This is a genomic window from Paenibacillus taichungensis (assembly GCF_003287275.1).
In the GTDB taxonomy this organism is placed as follows: Bacteria; Bacillota; Bacilli; order Paenibacillales; family Paenibacillaceae; genus Paenibacillus; species Paenibacillus taichungensis_A.
In genome coordinates, this window is sequence record NZ_QEVW01000006.1 from 649,118 (window position 1) to 675,902 (window position 26,785).

Sequence of the window (26,785 nt, forward strand, 5' to 3'; positions counted from 1 at the left end):
ACCCCTCTCCAATTATAGATCCTGAAATATTTTACCATAGTTCAATTCATAAAAGTCGTAGAATATATTAAATGGGTGTAAAAAAGTTGAGAGATTGATAGAGAAAGGAAATACCTGTATCTGGATTTTAACCAAAGCTAGTTCTTGGGGTTTCAATCTGCTCTGAGGTCTATTTTATTTGAAGATGACGAATTTTAAATTCTTTTCTTTTAAGTGTTTAAGAATAGCCGGAAGTGCTTCTAATGTGTTTTTGTTTTCATGCAGCACATATACTCCGCCAGCAGCTTCGACCTGATGAAAGTATCGAATAATATCCTCTGGCTTCTTCGCATTCCAGTCCTCTGGATCTCGATTCCACAGAAGGGTCTTCATATTCAACTTCTTAACCTCGGAGACAAGTTTGTTGTTAACCGCACCGTATGGTGGACGGAACAAAGTAACCGTTTTATGCGTCAATGATTCCAGAACGCTGTTTGTCTTCGACAAGCTCTCGCTCTGATTCTGTGGGGTGTCCTTCGGAAGCAAACTGTGATCCCAGGAATGATTCCCAATCGCCATTCCATGTTCACTCGCATAGATAACAGCATCTCGATTGCGTTCCACCTTCTGCCCTACAAACAGGAATGTTGCCACTACCTTCTGTTCTGTCAGAATGTCCACAAACTGCTTCGTAAGCGTGGAAGGTCCATCATCAAAGGTTAAAGCCACATATTCCTTCGGTAAACCAAAGAAAGACTCCTCTTTATCAATATCGATGACTTCAAAGGATTCGTGATTACTGTCAGGCTGATCGGATACGTGTGATAGGACGATAGGATTTGTTCTGGCAGCCGTAACTGAAGTTTCCGTCTTGTATGGTTCACTTATAGCTGTAAGCACCATCGGCGCTTCAAAATCATCGTCTTTTTCCCCAGCCATCGCCACCCCGACTGATCCGCTAAACGTATTTGCAGAATCGTCATTCCCCTTCGAAGTGATAGATAGAACAATCAGCAAGCCGATAGTTACAAGGGACAGAATCAAAATTTTGGGCATGTGTGCAGAGAATTGCCGCAGGAGTTGTGTCCATTGCTGAGCGGGTTCCTCTACTCTGTCCTCCACTGAAACGGGCGGAAGGTTCCTGATCCGCTTAATTTCATTTATGTATGCTTCGCTGCATGCAAAATACTGCACATCCCGGGAAACTTCTGTGGTTCTGATTATGGAACTATAAAAGGTATTCCGGTATGGATCCCACTTGGAATAGGGAGAGAGTCTGATCCTGTCTCCATTTAGTGGCTTCAACATTTCAAGCCCAAGATATGTAAACTCGTCAATATTAATTTCGTATATAGCCTGCCTATCCTCTTGGGACACTGCGACCGTGATTTGATTTACACCATCCGAGGTCTTCCCAAGCGATAACAGCTCCATTACCTGCGTAATGTATGTCTCCATACCATTCGTCCTCTCTTCCGATCAGCAATGACTTTAATCGATTGGAGATTCCTCGGTTGTTCCTGCGTTCGATGCAAACGGAGATGTCAATCTGTTAGTAAAGTCATTTACAACATTAAGCAAATGCGTTTTCTCCTGGCGGAGAGCATCGAATTTCTGTTTCATTTGAGTGAGCTCGGATTCATATCTTACATTCTTCTCCTCAAGCTCGCTGATTCTCTTATTCTTATCGGTAATCATCTCATTGTGCTTCTGAAGCAGGCCGGCATAATTCTGGCGTTCAAGTTCAATTACACCTTTAAGCTCCTCATTTTGACCAGACATAGTGGATTGAAGCTCCCGAAAGTCCTCCATTATTTGATCGACCTTCAGATTCTTATCGGCCAGCTTTCGCTCCATCTCCAAAATGCTCTTCTCGCGTTCCTCAATGACCTTGCCCAAGTTCTTTAGGTCTCTGTTCAAACGATCGTTTTGTCCGTTCGAATGGTTTAGTCGATCCTGCAAATCATTATGACTCATTTCGACATGCTGCTTGTCCTTAATCATCTGCTCTACAGCGAATACCAGATCAAGCGAGCTCTTATCCATAAGACCCTTATTGATTAAAACAGAACTTGAAGGCTCTTCCTTCACCTCGGAAGGAGTCGAACTTAGCGACACTTCCTCCTGTGGTTCATCCAAGTCCCTCCTCATGTCAAGGTCCTCTCTCGATTGTTGCTGCTCAAGTCTACTCTTCTTCTTTTGGAACGGTGAAAACATATATTAAATCACCTTTTCTAGGAAAATGTTGATAATTGTCGATTTATGGCATATAACCGCATATTTATTATCGGAAATTGAACTTTATTTTTTAATATATTCGATAAATAAACATCAGAACGCAGAAAAAAGAGACGCCGACATCACTCCAGCGTCTCTTGGGTATATTTTCCATGACTCCATCAACCTGTCCTCTGTCGGCGTGGCGAAGGAGATTGCCGTCCTCGATTTTCCCGCTCTTCCTTGTACGAGCGATTCGGTGAACATAGCTTTCATTTTCTTGGGGAAAATCATAGTACTGATCTAACCGATATTCTCCCATATCGATCCTTCTCGCAGTAAGATAAGCTTATTTTCATATATTGACAAATTAATGTGTTAGACTACTAAAAGAAGAATTGCCGATCTATACTAAAGAACGCTGCACAACTGGATGCAGGCAGTTATTACGATAAACGTAGTTAGAAAGAAAACCCCATGAATCGTTTCTTGAAGCAATTAATGAAATCATTATTAGCACCAGCGTTCCCCGGTGGAATCATAACCATTCTGATATTTTATCTTGATTACTTTCAATTCGAACTTGTTGAAAAGTTTCTACTTTTTGCGGCTTTCGTCATTGTACCTCTTGTGATTTTACTTATGAACCATGACGAAAAGAATAAACATCAACGAATGGTTTATGCTGCTATTAAATGGCTTCAGTTTCCCGCTGCGCTTCTTACCCTAGCCTCGGTAATGAGTAGTAAGATGTGGGGGTTAGAAAGTACGGCAATCCCAGGGATTCTGTCCCTTGGGTGGCTACTGTTCACACTGCTGCTTGGCATCTATGGCTTGACCACTATTGTGATTTCTAAAGGAAACGCAGCGGAAATAGCAATTGGTGCGGGGCTTGTTTATTTTTTTATCGGGGGCATTTGGTTTACCTTATCTCAATATCAATTGAACCTCTTCCAAGCTAATCCTGCAACGCACGCGTTAAGCTCGCTCCACTTTCATTTCTCATCTGCCATCGTTCCAATTTTTATTGGTGAACTTGGACGCATCATGACGAAGAAAAGCTGGTATCCTTGGGTCGTTGCCATCGATATCATTGGACCCATCTTGATTGCTATTGGTATGATTTTCTCCAAGCCAATTGAATACATTGGTGTCACTTTGTTCGCCTGTAATATTGTGATTTACACCGCTTATCTCCTTGCTTACTTGAGGAAAAACGCTTTGGATAATAAGGCGACCTTCTTTTTAGGCCTATCTTGTCTAGCCTTTTACACGGTTGTTGTGCTTTCCATTTTATATCCGCTACTAAAAAAGATATTTTTCTTAACCATACTTGATTTCATTCCCGTTTACGGATCTCTGCATGCATTTGGTTTTGTTTTATGTGGACTGATTGGTTGGGTATATACGGTAGACTTCATTAAGAGAAAAAAGATTGCCAAGGAGAATAGATATGTTGATACATCTATATGAGTGATTACATACAAAACATGAATTGGTGAATGTGATTTTTAGGCTAACCAATCGGCTTTAATGAAGTAGTTTAGCCAGGTTCGTGCTATAATGGTGTTTACCTGATTAACATTCATCATTCTGCCGAGATGGCGATGATTAAGGAGATTGTACTTTGACGAACAACCATGATATTGGAGCAGTTAACGAACTACCGGAAAACTTTGAAGAGCTCAAACGGGCGAGCAAAGGGACAGCAAACTGGAGAGAAAGACTTAATGCGGTGAATGAATTGGGGAACTGGGATACAGCCCCTACCATTAAATTGCTGCAAAATGTTTTGACAAATGACCAAGTGTTCCAAGTGCGCGAAGCCGCATATCTCAAGCTCAAGCAGTTGGATGAAGATGTACAAATGCCTGCTAAAAATAAGGGCGAGCTGTTTAAGGGCCTTAACAAAATTTTGCTACGGATTAAAAAAAGCCTTCCTGCAGATCACTCATTTGAGCAATTTAAGGAAAAACTGCAAAAGACACGTCTGGATATTTATGATACTTACGAGGGCGACAAAGATGCTGAGTTCGACTCTTGGCTCCATGGAATTTGGGAGTCACTAGGTAGAAAATAGCCGTCGTTCCAGCTACAATGTAGTCTTTACACAGTCTCCATCGGGCTGATTTGATATTGTAACTTTAACTCGACCCTTTGCTTTAACACTATCGCTACTATACCGTTCACCGTATAATAGCTGAGTACAAAGCCACTCCAAAAAATGGAGTGGCTTCTTTATTTCTTGTTATTTTGATTGTCACCAGATTTTATCTCACTCTTTGGCACCCATTATCCACCGTCTTAGCCCCAAATTCTTATTTTCTTCATGCTTCGTCAACAAGCCTAGCGTTCCCTACTTATTCGTTCAAGATCAAGCGTCAGGGTCACTTTCATCAGATATGGGTTAATTTTTTTCTCTAAAAAGTTGCTACCAATACCAGATTGCTTGAAGCCACCGAAAGGGAACCGAACATCGAGACCCTGCACAGCAGCTGTATTAATTATTGTCGTTCCAGCTTACTTATGATACGTTTCTCCGTATCATAAGTAGAGCGAAATCGAAGGAACCCCACGATTGACTTCTTTGTGTAACTGTATCAAAAGACAGTCTGCCGATCTGGTCTTGGACACTGCGCTGGCGAACGGCGCACTGCCCTCTCCTATTAAGATAGCCAATGGTGGCCCCTAGCATGTGCTATAAGCAGCAATCGCCACGAACATCGCATGATGAATTGGATACGTTTATCGAATGGCTGCAATTGAGGGATTAACAAACCGAAAAGCGAGCTATTCTCTTTGTGTGTCTTTTTTATCGCGTACTACTTTAGTAGGATTACAAACTCATATGATTCAACTTATGATGACTTGTAGAGTCGAATCATAGGAGCTTTTTGCGCGGAGAAAGAAGGGTTATGTTACAGAATTCATAAATTACGGCACTTCAAAAAGTAGTCGTTTGTCTTTGGTGTTTGTGCTGGTGTCCAGATTACGGCACAGAGCAAGCGTACGCTATGCTCTTAACTTGGAAAGTATATATCACGATAAAAAGGCGGAATCGTAATGGAGAATAAAAACAAACGGTTTGAATCAACGATGAGTTTACGAAAAATACTTGTATTTCTAGTTATACTTGCAATAGCACTTCCTGTAACCGGTACGGCTTCTGCAGACGCTCCACCTTCACTTGTTATGACTACTACAACCTCCAACATAACGCTGCCCAGCAGCGGTACCGTGACGCTCTCTGCGAATGTGACTTTTACTGGGGGGACCGCCCCTACAGGCTGGATTGAGACCACACTGACTACACCCAGCGGCTTATTAACTGCTCCCCTTTATGTCTCTGGAAATAAGTCAATTACTGTGTCAACCACTCTCCCCACCACTGGACGGATAGCCGGCACGTATATCTGGACTGCAAGCTTTACTGATGATGTTATTTCGGACAATAATACTTCCAGTAATCAAGTCCAAACTATCGTGAACGCGGCACCTACTACCCTTGCAACCGGCACCGCCACCACTACCTCCGCCACGATCGGATCGTTCGACACGTTGCTCAGGTCTTCCGTGGACCTAACCGGAGGGTATTATCCGACCGGTACCATTACATTCAGTCTGTCAGCTCCCGGCGGAGCCACTGTTGATACTGAGACAGTCACTGTTAATGGAAATGGAACTTATACGACTCCAACAGGATTCACCCTTACCCCCTCAGAGGCGGTAACCGGCACGTATACCTGGAATGTAACCTACTCTGGCGATTCTAACAATATCGCTTCCACCTCTTCCAGCGACTGTTCTGTAACGGTAACTCCCCAACAGGCAGACCTCAGCATCACCAATACGGTGAGTAACGCAACACCAAATGTTGGAGACACAATAGCGTTCACCATTACTGCTACAAATAATGGGCCTGACAGTGCAACAGGTGTCGTTGTAACCGATTTGCTGCCTGCCGGTCTGACATTCGTAGCTGCAACGCCAAGTCAAGGAACCTACTCATCAATAATAGGAACTTGGTCTATCGGAGCTGTCTCGGTAGCTTCTCCTGTATCTCTCATGCTCCAAGCCAGAGTTGTCTCGCTGGATGCGCAAACAAACACAGCGACAATATCGCACGCTGATCAGACCGACCCAGACACAACCAACAATTCGGCATCGGTAACGGTAACTTCCACAGCCCCAACCTATACGGTCACCTTTGACTCCCAGGGCGGAAGTCCAGTATCCAATATTAGCGGCGTTACCTCAGGCTCCACAATAATCGCACCAGCTGCACCTACATTATCAGGCTATACATTTATTGGCTGGTATAAGGAAGCCTCCTATACGAACGCATGGACATACAACGTAGATACCGTAACCGATAACCTCACCCTATTTGCTAAGTGGAAGTACAATGGAGGCGGTGGAGGCGGTGGAGGTGGTAGCAGTAGCGGCAGTAGCAGTAGCAGTAGCAGTAGCAGCAATCCCCCTATCACGTCGACTTACTATGCAGATATATCTGGAACCGGCCTATCAGGCACTACCCTTCCTATTATTACAAATACGGAGGCAGGAAGTGCGGCAGTAGACCTGAGAGCCCTTGGGGAAAGTATGCCCATTGAAGAGGAAACGATCATTATCACGATACCTTCCATCCCTGGTGTGAATGCTTTTACCCTGGGGATTCCCGTTGATTACCTGTCCGCGCCAGATAGGAAAAGGGTTTTAGTCTTAAATACCAATACAGGCAGTATAACTCTTCCTGCGGGTATGTTGGCAAATATCAGGGGATTAGAAGGACAGAAAGCAGAAATCACCATCAGCCAGGGTGATAAATCAGGTATGCCTGACAGCGTAAAGACAGCCATAGGCGAAAGGCCGCTGATTCAACTGACAGTGAGTATAGGTGGAAAGCAGATCGAGTGGAATAATCCCAATGCACCGGTCATGATATCCATCCCCTATACACCGAAAGCGGACGAACTTGCATACCCTGAAAGCATTGTTATCTGGTACATCGATGGTGACGGCAAAGCGGTCTCCATACCAAACGGACGATATAACCCGGTCACAGAAAGCGTGAGTTTTGCCGCCACCCATTTCAGCAACTACGCCGTAAGCTACAATCTAGTTAGCTTTAAGGATGTGGCAGCAGGCACGTGGTATGGCAAAGCGGTATCCTTTATAGCTGCAAGAGAGATTACCACTGGTACAAGCGACGGGAATTACAACCCGGATACCAACCTGAACCGTGGAGAATTCCTTGTCATGCTGATGAAGTCATATGGCATAGCAGCGGATACTAATCCGACGGATAACTTCTCTGATGCAGGCAGCACCTACTATACCGGCTATCTTGCAGCGGCAAAACGGCTCGGCATATCCTCAGGCGCGGGTAACAATAGCTTCACACCTGAAAAGGATATCACACGCCAGGAAATGTTCACCCTGCTCTATAATGCCTTGAAGGTTATCGGAAAACTTCCACAAGGTAATACCGATAAGACGCTCTCTGATTTCACCGACGCCAGTCTGATCGATTCCTGGGCGCAAGAAGCCATGACTTTGCTGGTCGAAACAGGAAGCATCGGCGGCAGCGCCGGAAAGCTCACCCCCACAGGCACGACTACAAGGGCGGAAATGGCGCAGGTGCTCTATAATCTGTTAGCGAAATAGATAAATATAACGTATTAAAGAACAGGCCGCGAGCCAAACAACTCGCGGCCTGTCTGCCGCTAGGGAGCATTTTCATGTTAGTTTAACATCATGAATCGAGCCTGTAATAGCAAAAATCCACAACCTCACGCGGTTGTGGATTTACATGGTGGAGCCGAGGGGTGTTGAACCCCTGAAAGTATTTTCGCTCTATTTATGATACGGTTCATTCCGATTGATCTTCACCGCGCGATAAATCTGCTCCACCAGTACCAGCCGCATGAGCTGATGCGGCAGGGTCATGCGCCCGAAGCTCAAGCGCTGCTTCGCGCGGCGCAATACCTCATCGGAGAGCCCATGGCTTCCTCCGATGACAAACACGACATGGCTCGTCCCATACGTGCCGAGCTTGTCGATCTCCATAGCCAGCTCCTCGGAACTCCAGAGCTGGCCGTCCAACGCGAGCGCAACGACATGCGCCTCGCTCTTCACATGCGCGAGGATGCGTTCACCCTCGCGCTCCTTCACCGCCCGCACCTCAGCTTCGCTCAGGGTGTCGGGCGCTTTTTCGTCTGCGACCTCGATCATCTGAAACTTGATGTACGGGGCGAGTCGCTTGGCATATTCCTGAATGCCCAGCGTCAAATATTTTTCCTTCAGTTTGCCTACGCCAATAATCTGAATCAACATGAAGATTCATTCCTCCTAATCGTCCTGCGAAATAATCTATAAGTAAGATGCTTCAAGCCCATCGTTTGTTCCAATAAATAAAGCTAACGAACTCCTCACACCTTAGCTAGCTCCATTTCGTCTCCTTTAAATCTAAAGAATCTGAGACACGCTATTACAGGCAAAACACGCCAAAAACACAAAAAGAGCGCTCCGACACGCTCTCTTTGCTCCTTACCTGTGATGTTCATACCGGATGGCAGGCGAGCGAGTGCATCCATGACAGACGCACCAACTGCGGATGCCTACACAGTACGCTAGACGACCAGATACTCGGCCTTTTGTTCGCACTCGGCGCACTTCGCAGGCGGGTCCCAATCGGCAAATTCCGTCTCCTTCAGATCAACGATATCCGGAGCGTCCTCATACTCATCAACAAACATGTCGATGGCGATGTCCACGTGTTCTTTGCATACAACGTACATCCGTTCAAGCATCCTTTCTGTATCCAGCTATGCTCCCGATTCACAACCGCTTATCCATACAGGATAGCCACTTCTCTGTTCTATCACACCTGCCGCGGAAAAGAAACCCCTAGCCCCCATTTATCGTGCCAAATTCCGTCAATCCTCTCATTTCAGCACAAAAAAAACCAAAAAAGCGTCACTTCTCGACACCCGGTTGGCATCCCAAAGTAACACTTCTCCAAATTCCGAATCTATCCCACTCATTCGTTACTATTCATATTACTGCACATATGAAAGCCATCGTCCTATTGTATTCAATCCATCCTCAATGGATAGTGTATCTTACTCCAGCCCCGACTGCGCCTTCGTCAGCAGCTTGCCGCCCTGGAATGCGATTACTGCATTGGCTCCCGAACCCCCGGTGCCCTTATAGTTATAAACCACCATATTTTCCGCTTCGCTCAATGCTTCGCCTTCACCGCCAAGAATATCGATAACTTCCTCTACCGCCATGCCAACCTCAAGCTTTTCATACTGGGCAAACGTAATCAGCACCCCATCGCCCTTTCCAGCCGATCCGTTGTTTCCCGAGCCAACAGGTGCTTTACCTCCAGGCTCATTCACCGCAATCACGGTGGAGCTCAGCTCTTCCAGCTTTTTCTCCAGATCCGCGATCTTTTTGTTCTGCTCACTATTCTTCTCGCTCTGATCAGCAAGCTTCTTCTCCAAACCTGTAATCTTCTCCTGTAAACCACTAACATCAGCAGTCCCTGACGGGGACACCTCAGAAGTACATGCGGACAAAACAAACAGCGCAGATACCAAGCCTGTTCCACCCAACATGGTTTTCGTCAAACGTTTCATTGAAATAACCCCTTCCACTCCAGATTAGAATACAGATCGACAAACAGATGTTACTCGCACAGCCGCCCATCACCAACACATTCCCAACAGTTTACCATAAATGAAACCCTTTATAACAGAGACTTTGGCTCTGGTCCTAACCTATCATTGGGAAACGACAAAATCCCCTCTATAACCTCATGAATTTGGTTTATATGTAAATCAAGATTAGTGCAATAAAAAAGAGCGGATCAACGAGTTGACCGACTCTCTTTTATTACCCTATTTCTGTGTATTTCTGTGTGCCATGCACATGAGAGCAATTCTCTTACTCCGGTTTATCCGTGAGCTTCACCGACACCTTCTCGGCGTTGCCATCCCGGTAAAAGGTGATTTCAATCGTATCGCCGATCTTCTTCTTATCGTACAGATATTTCCGCAGATCCAGCGTAGAGGTAATTTTTTGCCCATCAAATTCCGTAATGACATCATTCAGCTTCATGCCCGCTTCGGATGCTGGACCGGACGCCTCCAGCACAACCACACCGCTGTCCACGTGGGATGGCAGCTTCAGGTCTTTACGCTGCTCGTCATCCAGTGGGGCGTATGGATTGCTCAGATCGACGGTATACACACCCAGATATGGACGAGATACTTTGCCATTCAGCAGCAGGGAATCGACAGTCTTCATCACTTCGTTCATCGGAATCGCAAAGCCGAGGCCTTCAACGCCTGTATCCGAGATCTTCATCGTGTTGATGCCGACCAATTTGCCGTTCAGATCGGCCAACGCTCCACCACTGTTGCCTTCGTTAATCGCCGCATCCGTCTGGATTACGTTTTGTTCCCAGTCGTACACACCATCCTGATTAATGGATACCGGCAATATCCGATCTGTATAACTCACAATACCGGATGTCAGTGTGCCACCCAGACCGAGTGGATTACCGATCGCCAGCACCGTTTGACCGCGCTGAAGTTTGCTGGAATCACCAAGCTCAGCGGCTGGACCGATGCCCTTATCATCTTGCACAGACAATACCGCAATGTCACTCACCCGGTCTTTGCCCACCAGCTTCGCCTTATGCGTTTCCCCATCCACCGTTACAATCTCCAGATCACTCGCGCCTTCCACGACGTGATGGTTGGTCATGATGTAGGCTTTGCCATCTTCCTTCTTGAAAATGACCCCTGATCCCAACGCGGAATCCTCCATCGACAGGCTGCTGCCCGTTTTATGGTTCACGATACTCACCACAGAAGGGCGAACCTTCGCCGCTGCCTGGATAATCCGGTCGTACGGATCAGCCGCCTGCGCTGTCTGTGTACCGCCTCCGCCGTTCCCTGCAGCGTTAGCCAGAGGTAATGATGCAGGCTGCATGATAAAGCTGAACAGCGTAACGGTCACAATGGAGCTGATTACCGAACTGATCACGGCTACCTTGACCGTGGAGCTAAAGCCCGAGCGTGACTTACGTGGATTCTGCCAGCGGTCCCGTCCTCTGCCCCTGCCTCCAGGGCGAATGATCTGAAGTTTACCTTTCTGTTCAGGTTCGGCGCGTCTTGATACTTTGGTTGAATAAAAATCGTCTCCAAACAATCCCATCGTGATCCTCTCCCCTTCGTTGTCACGCATCAAGACCCTGACTGCCGCCCGATCGTTTTGGCATGGCCAACGATGGTGTTCTCACATAGCCCACTCCGCCGGCAGACGAACCTTCCGATCGCTGTTACTCACAAATTTTATTGATTACCCTCTAATAAGGTAAAAATTTGTTCATAAAGGCGAGCACTCCGTTTCTTCAGGTTCCTTCTGCCGTCTCCGTTACGTGAAGACCCCAACTCATTCTTCCATGCCTTCTTGCATAAAAAATCGTTTTGCATATCGCTGCCATCCCCACTAACTCGAAATGAAGCGTCTATGTACAACAGAACGGACATCCCATTCTGCCTGTGACTCTATCAGAAATGCTCTCGCATTCTACGACATGCCTTTTTGCGCGCAAAACAGCCTCTACTATAAAAGCTCCTTATATACTAAACACGCCAAATCTTAAAAAGTTGCATAATTACGAAGATTAACGGAAATTTCCGCTATAACGCGCTTAACAATAAAGGTCCATAGTATCTATCACCACAAAACTCAGCTCGCTAAGCGCAATTTTGCCTATTCCCGTGAACTTTTTCATCTTCTTAAGCAAAATGCAGCCCCTGGTTCAGCATACACGTCCCTTACGTGTAATTATAGCGGCAAAAAGAGGAATGTTTTCCATCAAGCCTGACTACAATAATAGTAAAAGACAATTCGAAGCTTCATAGAAGGAGGATTCACATTATGGATCGCACGCGTACACTCACAGCCATGGATGAAGTTCATATGGCGGCCAAGCTGGCCGATCTCAAGGAAGAACATTACCGCAATACCCTTGCCCTAAGCACGATTATTGAACTGCTCGTCGACAAAGGCATTCTGACCCGTGAGGAAGTGGAGCGCAAAGCTACCGAACTCGACAGCTTTATGGCTCACCCACCCTATCCCATGGCGTAGGCCGATCATAATACGTATCACAGAGCTTGAACTCATGATCCCGATAAAAGCAACCACGGCTCTCCATCGCATCACGCACGGTCATTTTCGCCAAGTCCATCATATTATGATCCCGGCTCAAATGTGCCAGATACGTGCGTTTGATGCGTCCGTTCATCAGTTCACTAAGCGCAGCTCCCGCCGCTTCGTTCGACAAATGCCCAATGTCGCTCAGAATGCGGCGCTTGGTGTTCCATGGATACCGCCCCATGCGCAGCAATTCGACATCATGATTCGCCTCCAGCACAAGTACATCCGAATCCGAGATCGCATCGCGAACCTTGTCGCTCATATATCCGAGATCCGTCGCGACGGACAACTTCTCACTGCCATCGTCGAACGTGTAACCTACCGGTTCCGCTGCATCATGGGAGATGCCGAAGGATTCCACGCGCAGGGAGCCAAAATCATGCTTTTCACCCGTCTCAAACACCCTCCGGTTTTCCTCTGGAATCGCCCCCACGGACTTCTCCAGTGCGGCCCACGTATTCGTGTTTGCATAGATTGGTAAATTATATTTCCGAGACATCGCGCCTAGTCCTTTAATGTGATCGGAATGTTCATGTGTAACCAGAATCCCGTCCAGCTCCGTTCCCGAAATCTCCCGTTCCAGAAACAATGCCTCCAGCCGCTTCGCGCTGAGACCCGCATCAATCATGAGGGATGTGCCCCCATGCTGTATAACCGTGGCATTCCCTGTCGAACCGCTGGATAACACGGTAAAATATATCCCCATAACGCATTACTCCCCTGGTTTGTCTGTCTTGGGACTGAATACATCCCCACTGATGCCCTGCACGTACAACACTTCGCCACTTTCCAGCACGAACCGCCATGCCGGCATCGCCACCTGCATATCTGAATTGAACAACTGGCCGTAATAGCCCAACTGAATATCTTTGACAATCGCATCATTTGGCAAAAAGTTCTCGATCAGCGTACCCAGCGCCTTCGACGCCGGAAGCACCTGCTGATCGCTTTCCTCCGCTGTCGTAATCCGCACCGGAGTCTGACGGTAACCCGTAATTTTCTGATCGCTGTAGAATAGCTCCAGACTAACATTGAAGAGCGGCCATTTGCCATCCACTAACGGATGAAGCACAAATGCCCCATCCTCCGCCATCAACTGATCCCATCGATACGTACCGATCTGGGGAATCTCGTCTTGTAGTGCATCCTCCAACTCGCTTTGCGAGAAGATCAGCTTGCTGTCCACGGTATTTTCCAGTTCAACATCAATGCCTGTCTTGTTATCTTCAATGAATTCATACGACAGCTTCGGCAGCTTCGGCGTCTCATTCGGAATAGGAGCCAGCACTTGAATGCCCTTCTCCTCCATCGCCTGCTGTGTATTATCCGCCAGTGAGGTGAAGTCCAGATTGGCTCCGGCCGTCTCCCGCGCATCCATCCAGATCTGGTATCCCAGCACCAGATTGAGCAGCAGGAAGGCATAGATCAACACATTTTTCGCCCGTCCCCAATCCAAAACATACACCTCCTTCATTAGACTTCTTGAAATACTTTCTATAGTTGCCCAACCTGCCACCGCTACTTTAGTCTTTTATAGACTTTGAACATAATGCTTCACGATAACGGAGAGGGCAGAAAAAACCTGAAGAAACGTAGTGCTCGCCTTTATTCCGGATTTCTCCCTTTAACTAAAGGGAATCAATGAAATCTGGGAATAACAGCGATCGGAAGGTTGTTCTGACCGCGGAGTGGATAATGCAGCCCACCTTATGTTTAATGACTATAACCCATCAAGAAACGGTGGTTTCCTCCCCGTTTCCGAAGCGGATTACCCATACCGGGATCAGCTTCATCCCATCCTCAATGCTGGATGGACGGTACGCCGGATACACGTCTACGACCTTACGATTGGTACCCGCCACCTTCTGGATGAGCGCCTTCAGCTTGTCCCCACCGGGCAGGGTGACCGATTTCTTCGTCTCCGCGCCTTCGTTCAGATATTCGAGCGAACGCTCATAACTGGACACCGTCTCCTGCTGCATTTCCATGCTGATCGTGCCGAACCGGAACTGCATCGAGTCCATAATCGGAAAGCTGCTGTAATATTGCTGGAACTGAAGCTTCGTCTTTGTATCGGTAGTATCCAGCATCATGCGTGATCGACCTTTCCAGCCACCGTGCTGATTCACAAAATCAACCGCGGACAGCGCATCCTTCGCTGCATCAATCTGTCCCGCAGGCGGTGCCGCCGGATCGGTATAGCTAATCCAGCGCTGTTCTTGCTTCACTTGCAGACTGCGTTTGCTGTCTGTATAGATCTCCGATCCATCCTTTTCCCGAATGTTTCGGGTCATGCTTGGATCAAAGAATAGGCTGCGCTGCATTTGTTCGACAGTGAACTGGCCTGTAGGCACGTCAGCCTCAATCGTTTCCAGTGCTTCAGCCGGGATATAATACCCGCCATCCATCAGCGTATAAGGTGTCCAGCTGCTGCCGAAGTCGACATGCTGCTGCACGTCCTGTACGGTCAGATCCGCCTGCGTCGCCTCGTAGACCACATCGCCTTTGGCGCTGAAGAACAGGGCGTGAGCCTTGGTTTCATTTTTGGCCGTATAGATCGAGATCCGGTTAATCGTTTCCCCCTGGAAGAGAGAGTCTGTCCCGAGCCGCATCACGCGCTGTAACAACGCTACAGGGATGCCTTCCTTGAACGACAGCTCAAAGCCAGGATTCTCCTTGCGAATCTGATCCCAGTTGACCGATTGCACGCTCCGACGCTGGAAATCATCAAACGTACGCCCCTGCAATCGTGAATAAATCAACTGATAGAACGTATTGCCCGGATAAAACACCGTATGTTTGTCCTCTCCCAGATGAATAACCATCTGATCAGGGAAAATTAAATCTTCAATATTGCGCTCCTGACCCATATTCTCGGTTTTTACATAGTTCGTCTCTGACGTCACAATCGAATCGCCCCCGCCGGGCAAACGATAGATCAGGAAGTAACTTTGTACCAAACTGGCAACGACGAGGGAAGCAAGCACCAGAGATTTAATCCGCTCTTTCAAGGTGCTCACCTCCTTCCTCACGCATGGGCAGTGTGAAAGTTACCGTCGTCCCCACATCCACCTCGGACTCCAGTGAGATATTGCCGTCATGGGCCTTCACAATTTCCCGGGCAATGGACAACCCAAGCCCTGTGCCGCCCATACTGCGGGAACGAGCCTTGTCTACCCGATAAAACCGTTCAAAAATGCGATCCAAATCCCGCTGTGGAATCCCCATCCCCGTATCGGTCACCGATATGGCGAGAGTATGATCATCATTGCGTCTGGCCGCAATAGTAATTGTGCCACCTTCGAGCGTGTATTTCAGCGCGTTGGACACGACATTATCAAGCACCTGATCAATTTGGTCGCGATCCAGCGGAACCGCTGGAATCCCGTTCTCCACAGAAAGCACAGGCTGAATATCCTTCTGATGCATCTGGAACGAAAAACGGTCCGACACTTCTTCCAACATCTCCATGATGTCGGTTGGCTGTTTGCGCAGCATCGCTTCCTTGGAATCGAGCCTGGACAGATGCAGCAGATCCGTAACCAAGCGAATCATACGCTCCGTCTCATTCTGGATTACTCCAACGAATCGTCCAGCGAGCTGCGGATCTTCCAGAGCCCCATCATCCAGCGCTTCTGCGTAGCTCTTAATGGTGGTAAGTGGTGTACGTAGCTCATGGGAGACATTCGCCACGAATTCACGTCGTGACGCTTCCAGTTCTTCCTGCTCGGTAACATCCTGAAGCACAGCGATCGTACCGGTAATGCCTAGCTCACGACGATGAACCGGTGTAAACGTCATGCGAATGACAACGGGATCTTCTTGTCCCGCAGGTGCAATCTGGAGCAGTGTCGAACCTGTAAAACCACTGGCTAACGCTTCTGCATCTTCCGGATCAATACCGAGCAATACGGCAAAGTGTCGTCCCTCAATGTCCGCCGGACGCATGCCCAGAATGCTGCTGGCACGGCGATTCACCAGAATGACTTTGCCATATTCGTCCGTTGCGACCACGCCATCGCTCATATTGGTCAGAATGGACGTGAGCTTCTCTTTCTCCTCTTCGTTCTGGGAGAGTGCATCTCGCAATCTGCTGGTCATATAGTTGAACGCCCGACTGAGCTGTCCAATCTCATCCGTTCCGAATACAGGGGTCTGCTGATCGAAGTTGCCTTCCGCGACCGCCGTCGCCCTTCGGGTGACTTCCTTGATCGGCTGCGTAATGGTATGTGACAGAATGACACCGAGCACCGCAGTTAATACCAAGGCAATCAAAATGCCGGAGATAAAGATCTTGTTAATGCCCTCCATTGTGGCATATAACTCATTCATGGAGGCGGCGATGTAAACCGCGCCGATAATCTTGCCGCCGGACAGCACCGGCTTGGCAACGACCTTTTTGCGAACATTATCCTCATCCACGATATATTCCTCATTGTCCCGAATGCCTTGCAGAGCACGGCTGACAACGGTTTGGGTGTTTTTGCGCCCAACATAGTCCGAATGGGAACTGAGCGAGGTGGTCAGCACTTTGCCGCTGGCATCCAGTACCTGAATTTCGGCACCATTAATGTTGAACAGGTTGTTAACCAACACACGCAGGTTTTCCGTTTTGTCCTCGCCAGCCTCAGCTTCCCCACCAGCCATCGTCTCCCCTACAAGTACAGAGAGCATCTCAGCCCGTGCCTGCAAATCCTCAGTGAAGTTGCTGGTTAACGAGTTCTTCATCGCACTGACAAAATAAACGCCGATCAATTGCATCGCAATCAGAATCAGCAGTACATAGATAATAATCAGTTTCGCCTGAATCGTTCGAAAGAACGAAAATCGCGAGAAACGCCCCATTATATCCCCACGCTTTTGGGACTGCGCACGAGATAACCCAGCCCGCGGCGAGTCAGAATCGTTTCCGGTTTGCTCGGGTTCTCCTCAATCTTCTCACGCAGACGACGAATCGTAACATCCACGGTACGCACATCCCCGAAATATTCATATCCCCACACCGCCTGCAGCAGATGTTCACGTGTCATGACCTTGCCGGAATGCTTCGCCATATAATAGAGAAGTTCGTACTCACGGTGGGTCAGATCCAGCGGTTCGCCACCTTTGTAAGCTGTATACATGTCCATATCAAACGCCAGATCGAATAAACGCATGACCTGCTTCTCCTCGTCTTCTGGCGCTTCAGCCGTAATGGCAGGCTTCTGCCGTCTGCGCATCTGTGCCTTCACCCGGGCGAGCAGCTCGCGCGTACTGAAAGGCTTTGTTACGTAATCATCCGCTCCCAGCTCCAGACCGAGCACCTTGTCGATCTCGCCATCCTTTGCAGTCAGCATAATGATCGGCATCTCCAGATGGGCACGCACCTCGCGGCACACATCCATACCATCCTTACCTGGCAGCATCAGGTCCAGCAGCATCAGATCCGGCTTCTCGGATAACGCCAATTCAACCGCACGAATGCCATCAAAAGCGCAGATGACCTCGTACCCCTCTTTTTCCAAATTAAACTTCAGAATGTCCGCAATGGGCTGTTCATCGTCCACCACCAAAATCTTCCCCTGCATCGGCTGTCTTCACCCCTATATCCTGCTTGATCCGCCTGAGCGGTCTATCTCTCTTATTCAACTTATATAAATTGTGTTTCCTACGATTTCATTGAATATAGTCTATATCATATGGCTTGTTGCCTATAGTCTATAGTTTAACATACCTGAAGCACCGTCACATCCCGATCAGGGCCAATGTGCAGCCCAAACTGAAAAATTTTTACAGCAGCAAAAAACAAGGTCAGCATCAACTGCCAACCTTGCCCTCGATTGCGATATAACTAGTTCAAGTATGTCAACGGATTTTCCACCGTTCCGTTCTTGATAATCTCAAAATGCAGATGCGTTCCGGTCGAACGGCCCGTGTTGCCCATGACGCCGATGCTTTCACCTTTTTCAACGACTTGTCCAACCTTAACACCAATGCTGTTCAAGTGCCCATAAAGTGTTTCGTATCCATTACGATGGTTAATAATAATAACATTGCCATAACCACTCTTCTGTCCTGCAAAAGTAATCACGCCCTCATCAGACGCTTTCACGTCCCGATTACCGACAAGATCGACACCTTTGTGCTGACGACCCCAGCGTTGTCCAAAGCTGCTGCTCATCGTAGCGTTTGATACCGGCCAAGCAAATTCGCCTGTACCTTCACCGACCACTTTGGTTCCACTCAGAACCACTTCAGTAACCGCTGCTTTGATGACTTCCTGGCCAAGCCATTCCTCCTGAACGACTTCACCATTTTCCTTCGTTATCCGATATTGCATGCTTTTCAGACCGCTTTGACCTGGACGCACCACTTTGGTTGTGCCTGCTTTGAGCTCAGCACTTTTGCGTACTTCCACCTGCGGTTTAATCTCAATCTGTTCAACCACCTGTTCTACCGATTTAACAGTAACGGCTGGTTTTGGCACCGTCAGTGTAAGCTCGTCCCCAATTTGCAGCGACGTTTCTTTGATGCCCGGGTTATGTTTGCGAATTTCGCTTTGCGTAATTTCGTATTTGGCGGCAATGGAAGAGATCGTATCTCCTTCACGCACGACATAAGTTACAGGCGCGTCTTTACCAACGGTTAAAGCTTCAACCGCCTCGGACACATCCCATATTTTGTTTGGATCAGCCTTCACCACATCTGTCGCTACATCTTCTTTGATGCCCACCGACTTCAGCGTAGTACTTGGCCCCTCGGCTTTCTTCGATGAGTTTGCCGATACCGACTTCGTCTTGAGCGAACTGCGCACAGCCGATGCCGATATGTACTTGTTCTGCACTTGTTCCAGAATCGCGTCTGCTGTTGCCTGATCCTTCACAATGCCGATCACTTCACCGTCTACCTTGAGCTCTACACCCTTGGCATAGGCGGTAAGCATGTCGCCGAGCTTGTCCAGCGTCTCATCGCTGTTGACTACGGGTTTGTATGCTTTAATGGTTTCGGTCGTGATGCCGTCTGTGTTCAGCACCATTTCCGCCTCTGGATATTTATTTTGAAATTCATCGGTTTTGTCTGCAAATAATTTCTGTAATTGCGCCTCATCCGTGATGGTACCAATCTCATTTCCTTTAACCATCACTTTATAATATGGGACGGTGTTTGCAGCAACGTATTGTTTGCCTGCGAATCCGATCGATGCAGCGATGAATAAACCGCATGCTGCTGTAATGATCCATTTGCGCGAGGCCAGAACGCGCTTTTTGTTTCCACTGAAGTTGGACATGCTCATGTTGTTTTTGTCTTCGGCCGTCCGGTGTTCCCCGGATTGTTCGTGTTCCCGGTTCTTGCCCGGTTGGCGTATGCCTCTGAAACCTTTCATGATTCTCTCCTTTTCAGCACTTCTCAGTTCGCATTTCTGTCAAGACATCACCCAGTGTGTCTGTCCCATGCTTGTCGATATTTGTATTCGGGTGTCCGCAAATCAGGACTTTAGCTGCGCTCGTAAAAGTGTCAAAATTTTAACCTTTTATCACACCCGTATACTTTAACACAGGTTTTACACTCATTTCAACTGTACACGTCATAGCGCAAAGCCGCGCCACGCTTGCTTTTCCTGTATTATCCATAAGATGGCAGAACAGAATTCTTCCCCATAACGCTTCTACTTCAGGTATACTATGTACTTTTGACCATTTTTTAAGACTAGGTTCTAAGACCCACCGAAATGTGTTTTCTTTTTCATAAAAATACAAACCGAATATCCCTCCCCAGATCATCTCTAGTGAGGGACTTCGTTAACTCTTGCTATAGAGTGCCTCATATGGCTGGATTGTATGCTTATTCCGCCTGAAGGACTTCCATCAGATTATCGTATTCTTCGCTCGTCAGATACTTGGAGATCACCTGCTCAATATCACGCAGCTCCTGTTCCGTTAATCCACCTTCCATAGCGCCTGAGATTTGCTGCATCTCTTTCTGAGGCAGCTTGTTCATCAGCAAGCTGAAAATCTTTTCTTTTTCCTCCAACGGCAGCTTGTCTTTCTTGCCTGTGATGTCATCCGGAGATACTACAATCTCATCATTCCCTGAAGAAGCCGTACCTGTGGAGTTGCCGGATGCTGTATTGTTGCCAGTTGTTGTCCCAGAATCGGTACCGGCATTTGTACCAGCATCTGGATCTGTTCCCGTGCCTGAGCTCTCCCCTGGACTTGATCCGGTAGCAGAAGAGTTCGTTCCTGAACCTGCTCCTTGACCCTCGCCTGTTCCCGTAGCCTCTCCTGAGCTGTTGCCTGTATTCGCACCTGTTTCTCCATTTTCTGTTCCATTGCCCATGACAGATATCGCATCTTCTGGAACATGTTCCTCCTCTGCTCCTGCCGGCTGATCTGTCGTTCCCGTTCCAGGCTTCTTCTCTTCACCGGACTTACCACCTAATGCACCCTGAAACATGGCCGTTAACCCCATGGGCTGCCCTTCCCACTGAATATTGAAACTCGCCAGCAGCGATTTTACATATGACTGAACGATTAATCCGGTTGTCAGCAGGGTCAGTGAACTGACCAGCATCACGGTAAGCAATATTTTAATGAACCATTGAAGCAACTTCATTCCCGTTATCTCCCTCCGTTTTCCGACCCCATATCACATTCGATGTTCAGGTCTATGAGTCTACTGTTAACCAGTATTGACGGAAATTCAGGGATTATATCAGGAAGACATGCGAAAAACCCCAGCCATCGCTAATTAAGCGATACCTGGGGCTCTATGATGCCATATAGACATATCATTTGGATGAACGTTTAACTTCGTATTGCCGGGTTAACCTAGCTGCTTATTCGTAGATAGGAAGAACCTGATTCGTTTGCTCACGATTACGACCTACAGAGAAGATAGCGATTGGAATGCCTGTCAGTTCAGAAACACGTTTCACATAGTTCTGTGTGTTCACAGGCAGGTCTTCCAGCTTCTTCGCTGCTGTGATATCTTCGCTCCAGCCTGGAAGCTCTTCGTATACCGCTTCACATTCTGCCAGCATTTTCAGGCTTGCCGGATAGTGAGTGATAACCTCGCCGCGGAATTTGTATCCTGTGCAGATTTTCACCGTTTCCAGGCCTGTCATTACATCCAGGGAGTTCAGGGACAGACCCGTAATTCCGCTGACACGACGAGCGTGACGAACAACTACACTGTCGAACCAACCGACACGACGCGGACGTCCAGTTACAGTACCGTACTCATGTCCAGTCTCACGGATTTGGTCACCAACTGCATCATGCAGCTCTGTCGGGAAAGGACCATCTCCTACACGTGTTGTATAGGCTTTAGCCACACCGATAACCTGTTGAATACGAGCTGGGCCTACGCCAGAACCGATACATACGCCGCCTGCAGACGGATTGGATGAAGTAACGAATGGATAAGTACCTTGGTCAAGATCCAACATAACGCCTTGTGCGCCTTCGAACAATACTTTTTTGTCCTCGTCGATATATTCGTTGAGCACCACTGAAGTATCACGCACATAAGGACGCAGAATTTCTGCATATCCCAGGTAATCTTTCAGAATTTCTTCTACATCTACAGGCTCGCCGCCATAGACTTGCTCGATTACACGGTTTTTTTCTTTTACCAAATGACGCAGTTTTAGTTCGAACTCTTCCGCATCCAGCAGATCAACCATACGAATACCGATACGGGCTGATTTGTCCATGTAACATGGGCCAATTCCCTTGCCAGTTGTACCGATTTTGTTCGGGCCTTTGCTCTCTTCTTCCAATGCATCCAATACCATGTGATATGGCAGGATGATGTGTGCGCGTTCGCTGATGGACAGGTTTTTGGTCGTAAAGTCATTGTCATGAATATAGTTAATTTCTTCGATGAGTGCCTTCGGGTTGATAACCATACCGTTACCAATTACACATGCTTTATCTGTGTAGAAGATACCCGATGGGATCATCGTCAATTTATATTTTTTGTTATCAATCAGAATCGTGTGTCCTGCATTGTTACCGCCTTGGTAACGTGCAACCACGTCTGCGGATTCCGCCAAATAATCCGTAATCTTGCCTTTACCTTCGTCTCCCCATTGCGTTCCCACTACAACTACCGTTGACATAGTACATACCTCCGTGGGTGCCTTGCGCACCTTTGTATTGGTCTGTCCGTCCTCTATCTCGGCAGGAATTTGAAGTGAAATTACCAGCGGAGAAGCGTGCTAACGGACAGTGAAAATCCCCCTCGGTTTACATCCAAGGGAAGGTTTTCGCTGCTTTAACGCAGCAGTACTAGTGTACCAGTCCCTTTTTTCAAAGTCAAATCAAATGGCGAACAATTAGATATAGTCAAACTCTAATGTTCGGAATTGACTCTATATTGCGACGCAAAAAACCGGCGAAGCCAGTCAAATCTTGCTTGACGGCTAACCCCGGTTATACGCTACGCGTTTAAATCCAACGCTATATGTCGTATTCACAACGTATTTATGAGTTCATATGATCTAATGATTGATGTCGGGGACAGACGATTTCACTTTCCCAATGGAAGCAGTCTGTGCCTGTCCCCTACATGGCAAAGGCATCATTATGTGCCCGCTCGTAGTTAACGAATTTATTAAAGTTTTTTAGGAAGACCAGTTCCACCGTACCTACCGGACCATTACGCTGTTTGGCGATAATAATCTCGATAATGTTTTTCTTCTCGGTCTCCTGGTTATAGTAGTCATCCCGGTATAGGAACGCAACAATGTCGGCATCTTGCTCAATCGAACCCGATTCCCGCAAGTCACTCATCATCGGGCGTTTATCCTGACGCTGCTCTACACCCCGGCTCAGCTGAGACAAGGCAATAACCGGAACTTCCAGTTCCCGGCCAATCTGTTTCAGTGTACGCGAAATCTCGGATACCTCTTGCTGACGGTTCTCGCCGGCTTTACCGCGTCCACTAATCAGTTGAAGGTAGTCGATCAGAATCATGCCAAGGCCTTTCTCTTTCTTGAGACGACGGCATTTCGCACGAATGTCAGCTACGGTGATCCCTGGCGTATCGTCAATGTAGATATTGGCTTCATTCAAGGCTGCAATACCCATCGTCAGCTTCTGCCAATCTTCGTCACCTTTGAAGTCACCCATACGCATGACACCCGCATCCAGATTGGCCTCTGCACAGATCATACGCTGTACGAGCTGTGCGGCTGACATCTCCAGACTGAATATCGCAACCGTCTCCTGCGCTCGAATGGCTACATTCTGAGCGATGTTCAGGGCAAAGGCGGTCTTACCTACAGATGGACGTGCAGCTACAATAATCAAGTCACTCCGCTGGAATCCGGCGGTCATCTTGTCCAGATCGATGAACCCTGACGGAATGCCCGTCGTCGTTCCCCGGTTCTGATGCAGCGTCTCCACGCGGTCGAATACTTCCATCAGTACATCCTGAATGGCTATAAAACCGCTACTGGAACGTCGGTTGGAAATCTCCAGAATGCGCCGCTCTGCTTCTCCAAGCATAGCCGCGACATCCTCACCACCCGTGTATCCTTCACTCACAATTTGCGTAGCTGTACGAATCAGGCGACGCAGCATGGATTTCTCTTCGATAATCTGAGCGTAATAATCCACGTTCGCGGCAGTCGGAACACCATGAGCCAGCTTCGCCAGATAACTGACGCCGCCGATGTCCTCAAGCTCGCCTTTATCCTTCAGCAGCGAAGTCAGTGTCACAAGGTCAATCGGCTGATTTCCCTCGCCAAGCTGGATCATCGCTTCAAAAATTAATTGATGGGGTTTATCATAGAAATCCTCGGTTTGCACCCGTTCCATCGCTGTAATCAGGGCTTCGCCCTGCAACAGGATTGCACCCAGCACGGCCTGTTCGGCTTCCAGGTTCTGTGGGGGAATCCGGTCGAATAACATTTCGCCGCCCATCTTACTCTTCCGTTACCTGTACCTTCAAGGTAGCCTTCACTTCAGGGTGAACCTTGACGGTGACTTGTGTTACGCCGAGTGTGCGAATAGGCTCGTCCAGCTCAATTTTGCGTTTGTCGACTTTCAGACCTTTCGCTGCCAGAGCTTCTGCGATTTGTTTGCTCGTGATTGCTCCGAACAGACGGCCGCCTTCGCCAGATTTTGCTTTCAGTTCAGTCACTTCAGCTTCCAGCTTTTTAGCCAGAGCTTCCGCTTCTGCTTTCTCTTCCTGCTTACGTCTGTCTTCCGCTGCCTTCTGGTTATCCAATGTTTTCATGTTTCCATCTGTTGCTGGACGTGCGATTCCCCGTGGCAGAAGGAAGTTCTGTGCGTATCCCTCGGACACTTCCTTCACTTGTCCTTTTTTACCTTGACCCTTCATATCTTTTATAAAAATGACTTTCATTCGAACAAACCCTCTTCCTTTTCGATTTCAGCCAGTACGTTCGTCAGCCGTTTTTCCGCCTCTCCAAGCGTTCCTTCAAGCTGCACGGCAGCATTCGTCAAATGTCCGCCACCGCCCAGTCGTTCCATGACCACCTGAACATTCATGCGACCCAGCGATCTCGCGCTGATGCCAATCAGTCCATCCGGTCGTTCACTAATGACAAATGAAGCGACCACGTCGGTCATATTGAGCAATGTGTCCGCCACTTGGGCGATCATCATCTGTGGAATCTTGTTGCCAGGGTCTGTGACCGCCAGCGCAATGTTCCCGTATACCATTTTAGCATGCTTTATGATTTCTGCCTTAGCAATATATTCTGACAAATCTTCTTTCATCAGCCGCTGGATCATAATGGTGTCTGCACCACTACGACGCAGGAAGCCTGCCGCTTCAAACGTTCTCGATCCCGTATGGAGTGCAAAATGCTTCGTATCCACCGTAATCCCGGCTAATAATGCCGTCGCTTCCAGTGGAGTAAATTGCACCTTGTCGTGAATATATTGGAGTAGCTCAGTCACCAGTTCTGCTGCCGAGGAGGCATATGGTTCCAGATAGATCAACACAGCATCGTTAATGAATTCTTCACCCCTACGGTGATGATCCACAACCACGACACGCGTAGCGGATTGAACCAGCTTCGGCTCCATTGTCATGGATGCCTTGTGTGTATCGACAACAACGAGCAACGTATGCTCCGTCATCATCTGGGTGGCCTGTTCCGGCGATACAAAGGCTTTTGACAGCTTTTCATCCTTATTTACCTGTTCCATCATGCGTTCAATGGAAGGATTGGGCCCATCCAGTACAATTCGTGCTTCCACATTGTACAGACTTGCCGCTTTCCATACCCCAATAGACGCACCAATCGCATCCATATCAGGCATTTTGTGGCCCATGATAATTACCCGGTCGCTCTCCTGCATCAGATCACGCAATGCATGTGCGATAACCCGGGCTCTTACCCGTGTACGTTTCTCAACCGCGTTAGACTTCCCACCGTAAAAGGACAACCGTTGTCCAGATTTGACGGCAGCCTGGTCACCACCACGGCCAAGTGCCATATCCAGACTGGACTGAGCTAGTTCTCCCATCTCACTGATGGAATCCGAACCAAATGCCAGTCCTACACTTAGTGTCATTGGCACCTTAAGATCAGCGGTCATCTCACGGACTTCATCCAGAATGACAAACCGGCTCTGCTCCAGTTCCTGCAAAGACTTATAGTTCAGCATCATGAGATAACGATCAGAAGAGAGGCGGCGCAGGTACACCTCATACCGTTTCGCCCAGGACGTGATCTCACTTGTTACGCGGGCAATCAGTGCAGTTCGCTGCTGGTCGTCCATGCCTTGGGCTGCTTCGTCCAGATTATCGAGAACCAGAATGCCCAGTGCAATGCGTTCATTCTCATATTTATCACGAAGAATGGCTAGCTCCGTAATCTCGTAGACATATACATACCGTTCCTGCGGATTATGGATAACACCATAATATCGATCATCCAGTTGGAATTCGTCATGAAGTTCCTTGGACGGCTCCTTGGTCCCATCCTTTTTTTCCTTCGGTTGAGGAAGTTTAGGAAATAAATTTTGCAGCGGATTGCCTACCATCGTCTTCTCTTGGAACATGTCCGCGACGAAGCGATTATGCCACTCTACGGTACGATCTTCGCTGTACAGCACAATACCGAATGGGAGCATGCTGACCGCTTCTCCCTCCATTCGCTTAATCCGAATGGACAGGCCATTAATGTAGTCGTTAAGCTCACGACGGAACGCGAGCTCCGCCTTAATCATGACGATTCCCAGCGCCGAAGCCAGTATCAGACTAATCAAACCAAGCGTCCAGTTGTAGATGGTCACGAACATAACAAGCAAAAGCAGCAGTATGAACGCCCATACGGTATAGTAGCCGTGCCAGCGTTTCTTCAGAAATTTAGGCATGACTCATC

21 protein-coding genes and 1 pseudogene are annotated in these 26,785 nt (G+C 47.9%); 4 read left to right on the forward strand and 18 right to left on the reverse strand.

Annotation, left to right across the window (positions count from 1 at the left end):
- Positions 1-174 precede the first annotated feature (174 nt).
- Both DC345_RS12065 and DC345_RS12070 read right to left on the reverse strand, forming a co-directional pair.
- Positions 175-1,035, reverse strand: a complete 861-nt coding sequence (locus tag DC345_RS12065) for a polysaccharide deacetylase family protein (RefSeq protein WP_181586566.1) — start codon at positions 1,033-1,035, stop codon at positions 175-177.
- Positions 1,036-1,470: 435 nt separating this feature from the next.
- The gene (locus DC345_RS12070; RefSeq protein WP_258530631.1) at positions 1,471-2,118 is read right to left on the reverse strand and encodes a hypothetical protein; all 648 of its coding nucleotides are present in this window, start codon (positions 2,116-2,118) and stop codon (positions 1,471-1,473) included.
- Between the two features lie 555 nt (positions 2,119-2,673).
- Here DC345_RS12070 and DC345_RS12075 point away from each other — a divergent pair.
- Both DC345_RS12075 and DC345_RS12080 read left to right on the forward strand, forming a co-directional pair.
- Positions 2,674-3,669: a YndJ family transporter gene (locus DC345_RS12075; protein ID WP_113053297.1), complete on the forward strand. Its 996-nt coding sequence runs from the start codon at positions 2,674-2,676 to the stop codon at positions 3,667-3,669.
- A 154-nt stretch (positions 3,670-3,823) separates the two neighbouring features.
- The gene (locus tag DC345_RS12080) at positions 3,824-4,276 is read left to right on the forward strand and encodes a HEAT repeat domain-containing protein (RefSeq protein WP_113053298.1); all 453 of its coding nucleotides are present in this window, start codon (positions 3,824-3,826) and stop codon (positions 4,274-4,276) included.
- A gap of 266 nt (positions 4,277-4,542) precedes the next feature.
- On the opposite strand, the pseudogene DC345_RS32425 reads toward DC345_RS12080, so the two are convergent.
- Positions 4,543-4,716 (reverse strand): annotated as a pseudogene (locus DC345_RS32425) (aldehyde dehydrogenase family protein); the annotation flags it as partial.
- Positions 4,717-5,259: 543 nt separating this feature from the next.
- Between DC345_RS32425 and DC345_RS12085 the strand changes: the two are divergent.
- Positions 5,260-7,863, forward strand: coding sequence for an S-layer homology domain-containing protein (locus DC345_RS12085; RefSeq protein WP_113053299.1), 2,604 nt, complete (start codon positions 5,260-5,262; stop codon positions 7,861-7,863).
- A gap of 189 nt (positions 7,864-8,052) precedes the next feature.
- On the opposite strand, the gene rlmH is transcribed toward DC345_RS12085, so the two are convergent.
- The 4 genes from rlmH to DC345_RS12105 form a co-directional block, all read right to left on the reverse strand.
- Positions 8,053-8,532: a 23S rRNA (pseudouridine(1915)-N(3))-methyltransferase RlmH gene (gene rlmH / locus DC345_RS12090; RefSeq protein WP_053781980.1), complete on the reverse strand. Its 480-nt coding sequence runs from the start codon at positions 8,530-8,532 to the stop codon at positions 8,053-8,055.
- Positions 8,533-8,828: 296 nt separating this feature from the next.
- The gene (locus tag DC345_RS12095; protein ID WP_063870633.1) at positions 8,829-8,996 is read right to left on the reverse strand and encodes a CxxH/CxxC protein; all 168 of its coding nucleotides are present in this window, start codon (positions 8,994-8,996) and stop codon (positions 8,829-8,831) included.
- Between the two features lie 324 nt (positions 8,997-9,320).
- On the reverse strand, positions 9,321-9,842 hold the full coding sequence (locus DC345_RS32170) for a hypothetical protein (RefSeq protein ID WP_258530632.1): 522 nt from the start codon (positions 9,840-9,842) through the stop codon (positions 9,321-9,323).
- A 307-nt stretch (positions 9,843-10,149) separates the two neighbouring features.
- A complete protein-coding gene (locus tag DC345_RS12105) occupies positions 10,150-11,427 on the reverse strand; it encodes a S1C family serine protease (RefSeq protein ID WP_063567361.1) in 1,278 nt (425 codons plus the stop codon).
- Positions 11,428-12,156: 729 nt separating this feature from the next.
- On the opposite strand from DC345_RS12105, the gene DC345_RS12110 reads away from it, so the two are divergent.
- Positions 12,157-12,369 carry a hypothetical protein gene (locus tag DC345_RS12110; protein WP_053781978.1) on the forward strand — a complete coding sequence of 71 codons (213 nt, stop codon included), beginning with the start codon at positions 12,157-12,159 and terminating at the stop codon, positions 12,367-12,369.
- On the opposite strand, the gene DC345_RS12115 is transcribed toward DC345_RS12110, so the two are convergent.
- From DC345_RS12115 to DC345_RS12170, 11 genes are all read right to left on the reverse strand, one after another.
- A complete protein-coding gene (locus DC345_RS12115; RefSeq protein ID WP_062327768.1) occupies positions 12,338-13,144 on the reverse strand; it encodes an MBL fold metallo-hydrolase in 807 nt (268 codons plus the stop codon). The genes DC345_RS12110 and DC345_RS12115 overlap by 32 nt on opposite strands.
- A 6-nt stretch (positions 13,145-13,150) precedes the next feature.
- Positions 13,151-13,894, reverse strand: coding sequence for a two-component system regulatory protein YycI (gene yycI / locus DC345_RS12120; protein WP_091001357.1), 744 nt, complete (start codon positions 13,892-13,894; stop codon positions 13,151-13,153).
- Between the two features lie 274 nt (positions 13,895-14,168).
- A complete protein-coding gene (locus DC345_RS12125; RefSeq protein WP_113053300.1) occupies positions 14,169-15,449 on the reverse strand; it encodes a YycH family regulatory protein in 1,281 nt (426 codons plus the stop codon).
- Positions 15,433-17,283 (reverse strand): cell wall metabolism sensor histidine kinase WalK, encoded by a 1,851-nt coding sequence (gene walK / locus DC345_RS12130; RefSeq protein WP_076287197.1) that lies wholly within the window; start codon positions 17,281-17,283, stop codon positions 15,433-15,435. Before walK ends, DC345_RS12125 begins: the two co-directional genes overlap by 17 nt.
- Positions 17,283-18,005, reverse strand: a complete 723-nt coding sequence (gene yycF, locus DC345_RS12135; RefSeq protein ID WP_062327757.1) for a response regulator YycF — start codon at positions 18,003-18,005, stop codon at positions 17,283-17,285. The genes walK and yycF overlap by 1 nt, the downstream gene beginning before the upstream one ends.
- 263 nt (positions 18,006-18,268) lie before the next feature.
- Positions 18,269-19,801 (reverse strand): peptidoglycan DD-metalloendopeptidase family protein, encoded by a 1,533-nt coding sequence (locus DC345_RS12140; RefSeq protein WP_113053301.1) that lies wholly within the window; start codon positions 19,799-19,801, stop codon positions 18,269-18,271.
- 458 nt (positions 19,802-20,259) lie between these two features.
- Positions 20,260-21,030, reverse strand: coding sequence for a hypothetical protein (locus DC345_RS12150; protein WP_113053303.1), 771 nt, complete (start codon positions 21,028-21,030; stop codon positions 20,260-20,262).
- A 223-nt stretch (positions 21,031-21,253) separates the two neighbouring features.
- Positions 21,254-22,540 carry an adenylosuccinate synthase gene (locus DC345_RS12155; protein WP_076287194.1) on the reverse strand — a complete coding sequence of 429 codons (1,287 nt, stop codon included), beginning with the start codon at positions 22,538-22,540 and terminating at the stop codon, positions 21,254-21,256.
- Positions 22,541-22,985: 445 nt separating this feature from the next.
- On the reverse strand, positions 22,986-24,347 hold the full coding sequence (dnaB, locus tag DC345_RS12160) for a replicative DNA helicase (RefSeq protein ID WP_062327745.1): 1,362 nt from the start codon (positions 24,345-24,347) through the stop codon (positions 22,986-22,988).
- A 1-nt stretch (position 24,348) separates the two neighbouring features.
- Positions 24,349-24,792, reverse strand: a complete 444-nt coding sequence (gene rplI, locus DC345_RS12165) for a 50S ribosomal protein L9 (protein ID WP_024629550.1) — start codon at positions 24,790-24,792, stop codon at positions 24,349-24,351.
- A complete protein-coding gene (locus DC345_RS12170; RefSeq protein ID WP_113053304.1) occupies positions 24,789-26,777 on the reverse strand; it encodes a DHH family phosphoesterase in 1,989 nt (662 codons plus the stop codon). Before DC345_RS12170 ends, rplI begins: the two co-directional genes overlap by 4 nt.
- Positions 26,778-26,785: the final 8 nt, after the last annotated feature.